Raw genomic sequence first — 13,021 nt, forward strand, 5'->3', positions numbered from 1 at the left:
GTCGATCAGGTCGCGGGCTGATCGTGGCGCTGCTAACAACGCAGGTCCCACCTTCTTCGGCGGTTGTGGGAGCATTTGGCCGTTCTCGGACGTTGGACAGGTGAAAGCCATCAACCGGAGGTTGCCGACGTCGTGCCGATACTGGTTTTGCTCCTCGTCGCCGCCATCGTCGAGATCAGCGTGCTCGTGGCCATCGGGCAGGCGATCGGCGTGTGGCCCACGCTGGGCCTGCTGGTCGTCGCCGCGGTCCTGGGCTCGTGGCTGGTCCGCCGCGAGGGGCGCAGAACCCTGCGCGAGATCAACGAGGCCGTCCGCGCGAAGCGGCCGCCGACCCGCGAGTTCGCCGACGGGGCGCTCATCGCCGTCGGTGGGATCCTGATCATCCTGCCCGGTTTCGTCAGCGACGTCCTGGGCCTGCTGTGCCTGTTCCCGCCCACGCGTGCGCTGGCCCGCCGCCGGATGCAGCGCGCTGCCGAGCGCCACTCGCAGCAGATGCAGGACCAGGTGTGGCTGCACACCCAACGCATCCGCCGCGAGCAGGCCGCAGCCGGAGGCGGTGCCGCGGCCGGCTTCGGCGGCCGTTCCGGGGCCGACGACGGAGTGATCGACGGCGAGGTGATCTCCGTGACCGAGGACGACGACCCGCCTCAGCGGGATGACCAGACCCGGTCGCAGATTCCCGGTGCCCGCGACGAGACGGGGCCTTCGGGCTCGTCTTCGCAGGCAGCGTCGCCGGACGACAGCAGCGGGCGGTGAGCCGGCCGGCGTGACGCCGACCGTCAGGCCACTGCGGGTAAGCTCGCCGGAACGATCGTGGTCGGCACGCGACCGAACCCACGGCGCATGGCGCACCGCGCTGCTGAACATCCGCGACACGGAAACTACAGGGACATGTCCGACACCACCTTGCTGCTCGGCGGCCGGATTCATTCGCCCGCCGGCCCCGACGTCACCGCGATGGCCGTGATCGACGGAACCGTCGCGTGGGTCGGCAGCGACCAGGTCGGCCGAGCCCTGCACCCCGACGCCGAGGTCGTCGACCTCGAAGGGGCGTTCGTCACCCCCGCCTTCGTCGACGCCCACGTGCACGCCACCTCCACCGGCCTGCTGCTCAACGGGCTCGACCTCACCGGCTGCGCTTCGCTGACCGAGTTCCTGCACGCGCTGCGCGACCACGTCGAGGAGCACCCCGGGGCGCTGGTGTGGGGCCACGGCTGGGACGAGACGTGGTGGCCGGAACGCCGGCCGCCGACGCGCTCGGAGATCGACTCCGCCGCCGCGGGCGCGGCCGTCTACCTCTCCCGCATCGACGTCCACTCCGCGCTGGTGTCCAGCGCCCTGGTCGAACGCGCGCCGCTGGCCCGCGGTGCCGAGGGCTGGAGCCAGGAAGGGCCGCTGACCCGGGTCGCCCACCACCACGCGAGGAGCGCGGCGCGCGAGTCGCTGAGCTCGGCGCAGCGACGCGAGGCGCAGCTGGAGTTCCTGCGCGACGTGGCGTCCAAAGGCGTCGCGTGCGTGCACGAGTGCGCGGGGCCGGACATCTCCGGGGCCGACGACCTCGCGGACCTGCTCGACGTCGCGGCCAAGGGCGGTCTGCCCGAGGTCGTGGGCTACTGGGGAGAGCTCGGTGCCCTCGAACGCGCACGAGAACTCGGAGTGCGAGGCCTGGGCGGAGACCTGTTCGTCGACGGTGCCATCGGTTCCCGCACCGCGGCGCTGCACGAGCCCTACACCGACGACCCGTCGACGTCGGGCGTGCTGTACCTGGACGCCCAGGCCGTCGCCGAGCACCTCGTCGAGTGCACCCGCAACGGCCTGCAGGCCGGGTTCCACGTCATAGGGGACGCCGGTGTAGCCGAGGTCGCGGAAGGCTTCCGCCGGGCCGCGGAGACCGTCGGCGTCCCGGCGCTGGCCGGGTCGCGCCACCGCCTGGAGCACCTCGAGATGATCGACGCCGAGCAGGCGGCGGAACTGGGCCGTTACGGGGTTGCGGCGTCGGTGCAGCCTGCGTTCGACGCCGCGTGGGGCGGAACCGAGGACATGTACGCCCGGCGCCTCGGTACCGCGCGCGGGACACGGCTGAACCCGTTCTCGCAACTGGCCGCCAGCGGCGTGCTGCTCGCCTTCGGTTCCGACGCCCCGGTCACCCCGGTGGACCCGTGGCGCTCGGTCCAGGCCGCGGTCAACCACCGCACCGAAGGCTTCGGCATCTCGCCGCGGGCGGCTTTCACCGCCCACACCAAGGGCGGCTGGCGAGCCGCCGGGGTGAACGACGGTGTGACGGGGACTCTCGTGCCAGGCTCCCCGGCCACCTACGCCGTGTGGGATGCCGGGGAACTGGTCGTGGCGGCGCCGGACTCGCGCGTGCAGCGCTGGTCCACGGACCCGAGAGCCGGCGTGCCGGGCCTGCCCGACCTCAGCTCCGGCGCCAGGCTTCCGCGCTGCCTGCGCACCGTGCTCCGCGGCGAGACGATCTACGTCCGCCACAGCGATGACGACGAGGGCCACGACCACTGAACCGTCCTTCGTGGACGGTTGTTGTTGCTCGTGGACGGTGGCGCGATCCGGTGGGCGACCGCGAACTCGCATGCGTGCCATGCCTGTTCGTGATTCGCGGGTACGGTGGGATCCGGGTGTCCATTGCGGACGGGACGTGGGGAACTCGTTCGATCCGGTGCTCATGTGATCGAGTATCCGCGTTCGAACGAGCGTTCGCCGTCGCTTGATGGAGTGAACTCCGGTGGCCGGCGGGAAGGCGGGGATTTGGAGAAATGGTACCAACTTCGCGCCTCCGGTCGTAAACTGTTCACATGAGCAGCTCCGAGGGCAGCGGCGAGCGGCCGCCCGCCATCCGGGCGTCGGACGCCGAACGCGACCAGGTCGCGAAGCGGCTGACCGAGGCGGTGGGCGAGGGCCGGCTCGCGCTGGCCGAGTTCACCCAGCGGGTCGACGCGGCATACGCGGCCGCGACGCGCGCCGAGCTCGAAGCACTGACCGCCGACCTACCGGCGGCGCAGGGCGACCAGAACCAGGGTGGGGAACCGGAGCACAAGCGCCGGTGGAAGCTCGCCATCATGGGCGGCTCTGACTACGAGGGCCGCTGGCGGGTGCCACGGCGGATGGGGGTCTTCGCGCTGATGGGCGGCTCCAAGGTCGACCTGCGGGAGGCCGTGCTGCCCGGCGGGGAGGTCGAGATCACCCTGGTCTCCATCATGGGCGGCAGCGACGTCATCGTGCCCCGCGGCGTGCGCGTCGTCGTCGACGCGACCGACTTCCTCGGCGGCAACAAGGTCAAGGTGGACGAGGATGCCGAGCTGCCCGACGCCCCGTTGGTGCGCATCCGCACCTACTCGTTCATGGGCGGAAACGACGTGCGCCACCCCAAGCTGAAGCTGAGCCGTCGCGACCGCTGAGCAACCGGCGCTCGGGCCCGGTCAGCGGCTCGGCGTACATTTGTTGGGGCGCGCCGGCGGCGCGCCTGGCTTCTGATGTACGCACGTCCTGGTCGCGCACCGGGGCCCATGGCCGAGAAGGTTGATCAGGTGGCAGTCCCCACGCTGAGTCCGCAGCGTCGTGAGCGCCGTGGCGGCGGCAGCCCGGGTGGGCGGCTGCCGGGCCGCGCCGTGTGGGGACGAATGCTCCTGGCCGTGGCGGCGGGGTTCGCCTTGTACGCGGTCAGCCCACCGCACGACGTCTGGTGGCTGGCGCCGGTCGCGTTCGCGGGCTTCGCGCTGGTCGTGCTGGGCAGGCGGGCACGGGCGGGCTTCGGCTACGGCCTGCTGTTCGGCTTCGCGTTCATGCTCCCTCTGCTGGGGTGGTTGCAGGACTTCCTGAGCGCCCAGTTCGGACCGTGGCCGTGGATGGGAGTGGCGGCTGTCGAGGCCCTGTTCTTCGGTCTCGCCGGGGCCGGGATGGCCCGGGTGAGCCGGCTCGCGGCCGCTCCGGTGTGGATGGCCGCGGTGTTCGTGATCGCCGAGTCGCTGCGATCGAGCGTGCCGTTCGGCGGGTTCCCCTGGGGGCGCCTGGCTTTCACCCAGGCCACCGGAGCCCTGCTCCCGCTGGCGTCGCTGGGCGGCGCCGTGCTCGTCACCTTCGCGGTCGCGCTGACCGGTGCGGCGCTCGCGCAGTTCGTCACCCGGCTGCGCGAACGCCGCGGTCTGGTGGCACCGGTGGCGACGGCACTGGTCCCTGTGCTCGCGGGGCTCGCGGCACTGCCGACGATCGGCACGGACCCCAACGCGGGGAGTGCAAGGGTCGCCGTCATCCAGGGCAACGCGCCCGACATCGGGCTCGACCTGCTCTACGAGGACGACGTCCTGCACGACAACCACATGCGGGCCGCGGACCGCTTCGCAGACGACGTCCGGGCCGGCCGGACACCGCGCCCGGACCTCGTCGTACTGCCAGAACAGGTCGGTTCGTGGGGGCCCGCGAAGTACGACCCCGAGCTGAGCAGGATCGCCGCGGAGCTCAGCGTGCCGATGCTCGTCGGCGGCCTGGGCGTTGACGAGGACGGGCAGCTGCGCAACAAGATCGTGCAGTGGGACCCGGTGACCGGTCCGGGCGGCGAGTACGACAAGCAGCACCTGGTGCCCTTCGCCGAGACGATCCCGATGCGTCCGGTCGCCCGCTTGGTGAGCCCGTTCGTCGACCGCTTCGAGCGCGACATGGTTCCCGGCGAGCGACCCGGAGTGCTCGACGCCGGACCGGCCAGGGTGGGGCTGGGGATGTGCTACGACGTCGCTTACGACGACGTGTTCACCGGTGCCACCCGGGAGGGCGCCACGCTGCTGGCGGTGCCGACCAACAACGCCTGGTACGGCCACTCGGAGATGAGCTACCAGCAGCTGGCGATGTCGCGGTTGCGCGCGGTCGAGCACGGCCGCGCGGTCGTGGTGGCCGCGACCAGCGGCGTGAGCGCGATCGTGCGGCCCGACGGCACGGTCGCGCAGCAGACCGGGCAGTTCGTCGCGCAGAACCTCGTGGGCGAGGTGCCGCTGCGATCGAGCGGCACACCGGCGACCTGGCTGGGCAGCGCCCCGCTGTGGGTGCTGGTGGCGTTGGGGGCTGGAGCGGTCGTGTTCACCCTGCGGAGGCGTTCCCGGGACGTGTGAGGGCCATCGAAGCGCCCGAGAAGGTATTCGACGTACTGCCGACGCGTCCCGGCGTCGGCAAGGAGGAATGGATGGCGAAGCGGCAAGACCCCCTCGACGGCCCGGCGGGGAGTCCCGGCTCGGCAGTGGTGGTGATCCCCACCTACAACGAGCGGGACAACCTGGGCCCCATCGTGGACCGCTTGCTGACCGCGCTGCCGCAGGTGCACGTGCTGGTCGTCGACGACGGCAGTCCAGACGGAACGGGTGAGGTCGCCGACCGGATCGCCGCGGACGACGAGCGGGTGCACGTGATGCACCGGACGCAGAAGGCGGGTCTCGGCGCTGCCTACGTCGCCGGGTTCGAGTGGGCGCTGCAGCGCGACTACGAGGCCGTCATAGAGATGGACGCCGACGGCTCGCACTCCCCGGAGGAGCTGCCCCGGCTGTTCGCGGCGCTGGCCACCGGCGCCGACGTGGTGATCGGATCCCGCTACGTGCCGGGTGGGCGCGTGGTCAACTGGCCCTGGCACCGCGAGGCGCTGTCGCGGGGCGCGAACCTCTACTCCAAGCTCGCCCTGGGGCTCTCGATCAACGACATCACCGCCGGCTACCGCGTGTACCGCCGCGAGGTGCTGGAGAAGCTCGACCTGCGCGGCGTGGAGTCGGCGGGCTACTGCTTCCAGGTGGACCTGACGTGGCGCGCGGTGAAGGCGGGCTGCACCGTGGTGGAGGCCCCGATCACCTTCATCGAGCGCGAGGTCGGCGAGTCGAAGATGAGCGGCTCGGTCGTGCGCGAGGCGTTGCTGCGCGTGACCGAGTGGGGGGTGCGCCGCCGAGGCGGTCAGGCGCTGGACCTGCTGCGGCGGACCTTGCGCTGAACGCGGAAAAGCGCCTGGGCACCCCGACGGGGCCCAGGCGCCGGCAATGCCGTGCTCTCGCTCAGGCGGAGTGGCTGCGGCGGCCGCGCAGCATCTCGAGCCGCTCGTTGAGCAGCTCCTCCAGTTCGGGGATGCTGCGGCGCTCGAGCAGCATGTCCCAGTGGGTGCGCGGCGGCTTGGCCTTCTTCTGCTCCGGCTCGCTGCCGTCGATGATCTTCGACTCGGTGCCGTGCAGGCGGCACTCCCAAGTCGGGGGGATTTCGGCGTCGTCGGAGAACGGCACCTCGAACTCGTGGTCCTTGGTGCAGGCGTAGCGCACCGTCCGGCGCGGTGCGAGGTCGTGGTTACGGTCGGTCTCGTAGCTGACCGCTCCGAGCCGGCTGCCACGCAGAACGCGATCGGCCATGACGGTTCCTTTCACTTCGGCCCGGTGGGAGCCCGGGCGGTTGTGCTCACCGAGTGCAACGACGGCGGTCCCGTCATCTGTTCCCGGCGTAGGTCTTCTGGTCGCCGTCGGTGACGTTCTTCACCCGTCAACGAAAGCTGCACCCCTAGAGATGCAGTCGGTCCGCGTTCGTGACGCGTTATCCCCCTGACAATCTATAGGTGCGTTCGAACGGGTGATAGTGCCAGATGAAGAGTCACTCAAGCCACGCGAGGTGGGGGTGAAGGCGGGAGAGTGGGACGGAGATCACGACACCCGCCTGTAGTCTTGACGCGCGAATCGATAACGGAATGTAGCCACATTGGGTTCCAGTCTGTCACGACGCTGTGTACCGGCATATTCCGTTCCCGGGGCCACCGCGGCGGACGTCGTCACTGGCTTGGAGCAATGCACTTTCGATTCCAGAGTGCGACCAAACGGTTACCGTAAGTACACAACGAAGTTCTCACAGCACGGCCGGCGGCCGGTTGCCGACCGCCTCGATCGCCCGGCGCACCGGAACCAGCGCGACCAGGACCAGGCCGATGGCGAAGAACACCACGAGCGAGATGATGGCCAGCCGGAACGACCCGGTCGCCTGCCCCACACCCGCGAACACCAGCGGGCCCAGCCACGAGGTCGAGCGCTCGCCGACCTCGTAGAGCGAGAAGTACTCCGCCTCCTTGCCCTCCGGGACCATCTGGCTGAAAAGCGAGCGCGACAACGCGTTGGTGCCGCCGAGCACCAGGCCGATCCCGACCGCCAGGCCGTAGAACTGCAGCGCCTGCCCGGCCTGCACGAAGTACGCGGCGCCGAGCACCAGGATCCAGCACACCAGGCTGACCATGATCGTCTTCTTGGCGCCGAACCGCCGGGCCGCCCTGCCGTGCAGCACGCCGCCGACGAACGCGATGAACTGCACGATCAGCAGCGTGATGATCAGCGAGTCCTGCGGGAGCTTCAGTTCCAGGCTGCCGTACTGCGCCGAGACGTTGGCCACCGTGGCGATGCCGTCGGTGTAGACCATGTAGGCGCCCAGGAAGCCGAGGGTCAGCGGGAAATGCCGCGCCCCCTTCACGGTCGAGGCGAGTTGCTTGAAGCCGGCCGTGAGCGCAGACGCCCCGCGCTCGGTTCCCTCCGGCCGACGGTGCCGGCGCAGCGCCGCGAGCGGCAGGAGCGTGAACGCCGCCCACCAGACGCCGGAGGAGACGAACACCAGGCGCACCGCGGTCTCGGTGCTCAGCCCCACGGCGTCGTGGCCGAGGTAGAGCACCAGGTGCAAACCGAGCGCGAGACCGCCGCCCAGGTAGCCGAACGCCCATCCGCGTGAGGAAAGCTGGTCCCGCTCATCGGCGTCGGCGATCTCGGGCAGGAACGAGTAGTAGACGACGACCGACGCCCCGAAGCAGATGTTGGCCGCGATGAACATCGCGACGCCGAACTGCCAGTTGCTTCCCGCGACCAGTGCGAGCATCGCGGTGGCCAGCGCGCCGCCGAAGGCGAACGACGCGAGCATCGCGCGCTTGTTCTGAGTCCGGTCGGCGATCGCGCCGGTGATCGGCAGGACCAGCACCTGCACCACGGTCGCCACCGACAGCAGGTAGCCCCAGAGCGATCCCGCCGGGAAGGACAGCCCCAGCAACGAGATGTCGCACCGCTGCAGGGCGTTGTCCCCGGGGCAGGCGTTGACTCCGTTGCGCGCGACATCGGCGCGGGCGGACTCGGTGGCCACGGAGGTCAGGTACAGCGAGAGGAATACCGTCGTCACCGAGGTCGGGAACACCGAGTTGGCCCAGTCGTACCAGCACCAACCCCGCTGTTCCCGGCGCCGCCCCGCGGCGTCCGGTGCGAGCTCGCTGTCCATCACGCTCATCCGTTCGGTCCCTCCAGCCCGTGCTCACCTGTTCGGGGGTAACCGGACTGTACTGGCTCACTCAGGACGGAGAAGGATCACGCGCTGACAATGCGTATTTCCACTCAAGCGGGTCCGGAATCGGAGAGCCGGTCCTCGACCTCCGCCGGGAACTGGTCCCGCGCCCGCAACACCTCGCGCAGCACGTCCGGGCGGTCGGTGACCACGCCGTCCACCCCGATGTCGAGCAGCGCTTCCATGGTCGCCGCGTCGTCGACGGTCCAGGTGTGAACCTCGAATCCCCACTTGTGCGCGGCGCGGACGAAACGCGGGTCCACCACGTGCACCCGGCCGTGGTGCGGCGGCACCTGCGCCGCGCACCCGTTGATCCGCGGACGCATCGGCCAGCCGCCCCAGCGGGAGGCGACCCAGAGGAAGGTCGCGGCGCGCTGCCCCATGGAGGTCAGCAGCCGGTCGTCGGCGCGGCGTCGCAGGGCGTCGATCCGCCGGTCGTCGAACGCGGCCAGGCAGACCCGGTCCCACGCGTCGTGGGCGCGGATCGCGTCGAGGACGGGCTGCACCGCGGAGTCGGCCTTGACGTCGATGTTGAAGAAGGTGTGCGGCAGCTCCTCGAGCACGTCGTCGAGCCTGCTCACCGGTTCGCGGCCGCCGATCAGCGCTGAACCGACCGCCGACCAGGGCAGACGCCGGATCGCGCCGCGACCGTCGGTCGTGCGGTCGAGCGTGGCGTCGTGGTGCACGACCACCACGCCGTCGGCGGTGGCGTGCACGTCGGTCTCGATGTAGTGGAAGCCCTCCTCGGCGGCACGCTGGAACGCGCTGAGCGAGTTCTCCATGTCGTGCAGTTCCCCGATGTGCCATCCGCGGTGGGCGAAGGCCCGCGGCCATGGTCCTTGAAGGAAAGGGTGCGTCACGGCCCCCACTGTGCCGGATCGGCGTGGCGGCACCGCGCTCGCGGGGGTGCCGGTTAGCGTTGTCGGCCGTGGAGCCCCTGCACGAGACCGCACGTCCGCGCGCGATCCGACACTGCGCCTGGTGCGGGCGGCGCATACCGGAGGCGGGCAGGCAAGGCCGTCCGAGGATGTACTGCGCCCAGTCGTGCAGGCAGCGCGCCTACGAGCGCCGGACCGCCGTGCAGCGCGGCGGCCTCCCGGAAGACGCGGTCGTGCTGTCGGCCACGGAGCTGGCCAACCTGCAGGACCGCCTGTTCCAGCTGCGCTGCGCCGCCGAGGACGTCGTCACCGCGGCCGAGGACGGGGCCTCGTCGGAGGAGCTTCGCAAGATGGCCGCGCAGGTCGTGGACGTGGCCGTTGAGCTGGAAAGACTCCGGTGAGAGTGGTCACGTCGCCGATTTGAGATCGAACCGAGCATTGTCACCTCCCGGTCGCGGGGTCAGGATGTACGCCCGAGCCCGCCCCGACCGGCGTGAGGAATCGATGTCGTGCGCTTGAACCCTGCGGCCCGTGGACTGCGCCGCGCCGAACTGATCACCGCCGACCCGCTCGCCTCGATGACGTTCCACGAGGCATTGCTGGGTTGGATGCCGATGCAGACCGGTGCCGGGTTCGACTGCTGGATAGGCAACCGCAGGTGTGCGTCGGTGCGCGGCAGGAAGGCGGGGGAGGCGACCGAGCTGCGGGTCGTGTTCGCCGGGGGCCAGCACGACGGGTCGCTGACCGGGCCCGACGACGCGAGCGCGGGGATGACCAGGGGGCGCGCGCAGCACGGCCCCTGGGCTCCCGGACCGCGGCCGGGGGAGCCGTGCTGGGTCGAGCTGTTCGCGGCCGAGGCCGAGCGCGCGGACGGATTCTGGACCGAGACGTTGAACTGGACGGTCTCGGACGCGGTGTACGCCGTCGGTGGGCGCGCGGTCGCCGGACGGACCGGGCGCCAGGTCGATGGCCGGTGGGGCTGGCTGTGCTACTTCGCGGTCGAGGACATCGACGTGGCGGGCAACCGGGTGATCGAGCTCGGCGGCACCGTCGTCGACTGGGCGCGGCACCCGCTGCTCGGCGACACGGTGGTGTTCCGCGACCCGGTCGGCGTGGTGAGCGCCCTGGCCGGCACCGGTGAGCGGTGGGGCGGTCAGCACTCCGGGGAGGACAGCTCGCCGAGCACGCGGTGAGTGCGGTTCGCGCGCACCGACAGCCGCTGCTCCCGCGCGGTCACGTCGATGTAGGTCTGGCTGGAGTTGATCGAGGCGTGGCCGAGCAGCTTGGCGATCTCCGCGGCGCTTGCCCCGTCCTCGGCCAGCCGGGTGGCGAAGGTGTGCCGCAACGCGTGGACCATCGCACCGCGCTGGACCCGGTCGGACACTCCCGCCGCGCGGAGCGACTGGCGCACCAGGTACTGCAGCCCGCCGCGTCGCAACGGCTCCTCGCGGTGGTCGACGAACAGCGGGTCCGATCCGGGCAGGCGGTCGCCGAAGCGGGCGCGGCGCGTCGCCATGTAGTTCTGGATCACGGTGTCGAGGGCGTCCTCGATCGGGATGGAGCGGTTCTTGCCGCCCTTGCCGCGCACGTGGAGCCTGCGATCGCCCGCGCGACCGGCCAGCGACCCCACCCTCAGGTCGAGCAGTTCCGCTGAGCGCACACCCGTGCACAGCAGCGTGGCGAGCACCGCGAGGTCGCGCTCCGGCCAGGGGTTGCGGGCGCGACGCACGCCCGCCGACACCGTGCGCAGCAGGCGTTCGGGCGTGTCCTCGCCCTGCAGCGGCTTCGGGGTGGCCGGCGAGGTGCGGGGCTTGGGGATGACCTGCATCGGGTTGCCGCCGACGACGCCCTCCACGACCAGGAATCCGAAGAAGCCGTTCCACGTCGACCACGTGCGGGTGACCGACGACGCCGAGCGCGCCGCGGCGTGCCGGGCGAAGGCCGAACGCAGCACCGACGTCGTCAGCTCGTCGACCGGCAGATCGGCGGTGCCGCGGCCGGTGAGCTCGGCCAGCTCACCGGCCACGGCCGTCAGGTCGAGGCGGTAGGCGCGCAGGGAGTTCGCGGCGAGCTTCCTGGCCTGCAGATGCTCCAGGTACACCTCGATCCAGTGCGCAACCGACGCGTCTTCCTGCCGTGGCACAGCCGCACCTCCCGTTGATCAACTCCGCGGGCCGATCGAACCAGACGGCCCCGACAGATCGAACGGGCGACCGGCGTGCGCGCCGAGCCGCCGCGGTCGGTCAGGAGTTGCGGATGAAGCGGTCCAGCACGCGGGTGCCGAAGCGCAGCGACTCGACCGGCACGCGCTCGTCCACGCCGTGGAACAGCGCGGCGAAGTCAAGGTCGGCGGGCAGCTTCAGCGGGACGAAGCCGAAGCAGTTCATGCCGAGCCTGCTGAACGACTTGGCGTCGGTGCCGCCGGACATCATGTACGGCAGCGTCCGCGCACCCGGGTCCTCGGCGATCAGCGCAGCGGTCATGTTATCGACGATCCGGCCTTCGAACTTCGTTTCGACCGGCGGCAGACCCACCCACTCGCGCTCCACGTCCGGACCGAGCAATTCGGCCAGCTCGCGGTCGAAAGCCTCCTCGCGGCCCGGCAGGATCCGGCAGTCCACGGCCGCCTCGGCCACCGAAGGGATCACGTTGTGCTTGTAACCGGCGGTGAGCATCGTCGGGTTCGCGGTGTCGCGCAGCGTCGCACCCACGATCCGGGACAGGTTGCCGAGCTTGGCGACCGAACCGTCGATGTCGTCGTCGGGGAAGTCCCAGCCGGTCAGCTCGGTGACACCGTCGAGGAACTCGCGGACCGAGTCGGTGAGCACCAGCGGGAACCGGTGCTGGCCGAGCTTGGAGACGGCGGTGGAAAGCTTGGTCACCGCGTTGTCGTCGTGGACCATCGAGCCGTGGCCAGCGCGGGCGCGCACCCGCAGCTTCAGCCACCGGATGCCCTTCTCGGCGGTTTGGACCAGGTAGGTGCGCACGCCGTCCTTGAGCGTGACGGAGAAGCCGCCGACCTCGCTGATCGCCTCAGTGCAGCCCTCGAACAGCTCCGGGCGGTGGTCGGCCAGCCACTGCGCGCCGTGGAAGCTGCCGGCCTCCTCGTCGGCGAGGAACGCGAAGACGATGTCGCGGGGCGGGGTGATGCCGTCCCGCTTGAGCCTGCGGGCCACTGCCAGGCTCATGGCGAGCATGTCCTTCATGTCGACCGCGCCGCGGCCCCACACGTAGCCGTCCTGCACCGCGCCCGAGAACGGGTGCACCGACCACTCTGCGGGGTCGGCGGGCACGACGTCGAGGTGACCGTGCACGAGCAGCCCACCGCGGTCGCTGTCGGCGCCGGGAAGCCGGGCGATGACGTTGCCCCGGCCGGGATGGTCGCCGGACTCGACGTAGGTCGTCTCGTAGCCAACCTCGCTGAGCTTGGCCGCCACGTACTCGGCGGCCGCGCGCTCGCCGACCAGCGTGGCGGGGTCTCCGGTGTTGGTCGTGTCGATGCGGATGAGATCGCTGGCGAGGCTGACGACCTCGTCCTCGGCCTGCCTGAGCCCTGGGTCGTCGCCGCTGCCGGAAGTGGGATCGATGTGCTCACTCACCAGGCTTTTCTACCACCCGGGTGGCGCAGAGGGGGGTGGGTTGGGAGGCCACTGAGCGATCGGCTAATCTTATGTACACAACACAGCGGGGCCGCCCGGAAGTGAAGGGCGGGCCCGAGGCGTCCGAGTGGCGGAATGGCAGACGCGCTAGCTTGAGGTGCTAGTGCCCTATTAATGGGCGTGGGGGTTCAAGTCCCCCCTCGGACACGGAATTACCCC

Annotated in this window: 12 protein-coding genes and 1 tRNA gene; 8 read left to right on the plus strand and 5 right to left on the minus strand. The window is 70.8% G+C overall.

Annotated elements, in window-relative coordinates:
* Positions 1-132: 132 nt before the first annotated feature.
* The 5 genes from HUO13_RS14015 to HUO13_RS14035 all read left to right on the plus strand — a co-directional run bounded on the left by HUO13_RS14015 (position 133) and on the right by HUO13_RS14035 (position 5,974).
* Positions 133-756: an FxsA family protein gene (locus HUO13_RS14015; protein ID WP_211901806.1), complete on the plus strand. Its 624-nt coding sequence runs from the start codon at positions 133-135 to the stop codon at positions 754-756.
* A gap of 135 nt (positions 757-891) precedes the next feature.
* Complete coding sequence (locus HUO13_RS14020; protein ID WP_211901807.1) at positions 892-2,517, plus strand: amidohydrolase; 1,626 nt, start codon at positions 892-894, stop codon at positions 2,515-2,517.
* 293 nt (positions 2,518-2,810) lie between these two features.
* Positions 2,811-3,413, plus strand: a complete 603-nt coding sequence (locus HUO13_RS14025) for a DUF1707 SHOCT-like domain-containing protein (protein WP_211901808.1) — start codon at positions 2,811-2,813, stop codon at positions 3,411-3,413.
* Between the two features lie 129 nt (positions 3,414-3,542).
* Complete coding sequence (gene lnt, locus HUO13_RS14030) at positions 3,543-5,114, plus strand: apolipoprotein N-acyltransferase (protein ID WP_249124777.1); 1,572 nt, start codon at positions 3,543-3,545, stop codon at positions 5,112-5,114.
* A gap of 71 nt (positions 5,115-5,185) precedes the next feature.
* The gene (locus HUO13_RS14035) at positions 5,186-5,974 is read left to right on the plus strand and encodes a polyprenol monophosphomannose synthase (RefSeq protein ID WP_211901809.1); all 789 of its coding nucleotides are present in this window, start codon (positions 5,186-5,188) and stop codon (positions 5,972-5,974) included.
* 61 nt (positions 5,975-6,035) lie between these two features.
* Here HUO13_RS14035 and HUO13_RS14040 read toward each other — a convergent pair whose 3' ends face one another.
* From HUO13_RS14040 to HUO13_RS14050, 3 genes are all read right to left on the minus strand, one after another.
* Positions 6,036-6,380 (minus strand): RNA polymerase-binding protein RbpA, encoded by a 345-nt coding sequence (locus tag HUO13_RS14040; protein ID WP_211901810.1) that lies wholly within the window; start codon positions 6,378-6,380, stop codon positions 6,036-6,038.
* 484 nt (positions 6,381-6,864) lie between these two features.
* Positions 6,865-8,271, minus strand: coding sequence for an MFS transporter (locus tag HUO13_RS14045; RefSeq protein WP_211901811.1), 1,407 nt, complete (start codon positions 8,269-8,271; stop codon positions 6,865-6,867).
* A gap of 104 nt (positions 8,272-8,375) precedes the next feature.
* Entirely contained in the window at positions 8,376-9,185 is an 810-nt protein-coding gene (locus HUO13_RS14050) for a glycerophosphodiester phosphodiesterase (RefSeq protein ID WP_211901812.1), read from the minus strand.
* Positions 9,186-9,253: 68 nt separating this feature from the next.
* On the opposite strand from HUO13_RS14050, the gene HUO13_RS14055 reads away from it, so the two are divergent.
* Entirely contained in the window at positions 9,254-9,604 is a 351-nt protein-coding gene (locus tag HUO13_RS14055) for a hypothetical protein (RefSeq protein WP_211901813.1), read from the plus strand.
* A gap of 108 nt (positions 9,605-9,712) precedes the next feature.
* Positions 9,713-10,396, plus strand: a complete 684-nt coding sequence (locus HUO13_RS14060; protein WP_211901814.1) for a VOC family protein — start codon at positions 9,713-9,715, stop codon at positions 10,394-10,396.
* Here the strand turns inward: HUO13_RS14060 and HUO13_RS14065 are convergent.
* Complete coding sequence (locus HUO13_RS14065) at positions 10,357-11,346, minus strand: tyrosine-type recombinase/integrase (RefSeq protein ID WP_211901815.1); 990 nt, start codon at positions 11,344-11,346, stop codon at positions 10,357-10,359. The genes HUO13_RS14060 and HUO13_RS14065 overlap by 40 nt on opposite strands.
* Positions 11,347-11,446: 100 nt before the next feature.
* Positions 11,447-12,802: a M20/M25/M40 family metallo-hydrolase gene (locus HUO13_RS14070; RefSeq protein ID WP_249124780.1), complete on the minus strand. Its 1,356-nt coding sequence runs from the start codon at positions 12,800-12,802 to the stop codon at positions 11,447-11,449.
* Positions 12,803-12,923: 121 nt separating this feature from the next.
* Between HUO13_RS14070 and HUO13_RS14075 the strand changes: the two genes are divergently transcribed.
* A tRNA-Leu gene (locus tag HUO13_RS14075) sits at positions 12,924-13,009 on the plus strand.
* The last annotated feature ends 12 nt before the right edge of the window (positions 13,010-13,021 follow it).

This window comes from Saccharopolyspora erythraea (assembly GCF_018141105.1).
In the GTDB taxonomy this organism is placed as follows: Bacteria; Actinomycetota; Actinomycetes; order Mycobacteriales; family Pseudonocardiaceae; genus Saccharopolyspora_D; species Saccharopolyspora_D erythraea_A.

What these genes read in the sequence shown, in the direction of transcription:
- HUO13_RS14020 (WP_211901807.1), top strand. Translation starts at nt 892, where the DNA reads ATGTCCGACACCACCTTGCTGCTCGGCGGCCGGATTCATTCGCCCGCC.
- HUO13_RS14025 (WP_211901808.1), top strand. Translation starts at nt 2,811, where the DNA reads ATGAGCAGCTCCGAGGGCAGCGGCGAGCGGCCGCCCGCCATCCGGGCG.
- HUO13_RS14035 (WP_211901809.1), top strand. Translation starts at nt 5,186, where the DNA reads ATGGCGAAGCGGCAAGACCCCCTCGACGGCCCGGCGGGGAGTCCCGGC.
- HUO13_RS14040 (WP_211901810.1), bottom strand. Translation starts at nt 6,380, where the DNA reads ATGGCCGATCGCGTTCTGCGTGGCAGCCGGCTCGGAGCGGTCAGCTAC.
- HUO13_RS14045 (WP_211901811.1), bottom strand. Translation starts at nt 8,271, where the DNA reads ATGAGCGTGATGGACAGCGAGCTCGCACCGGACGCCGCGGGGCGGCGC.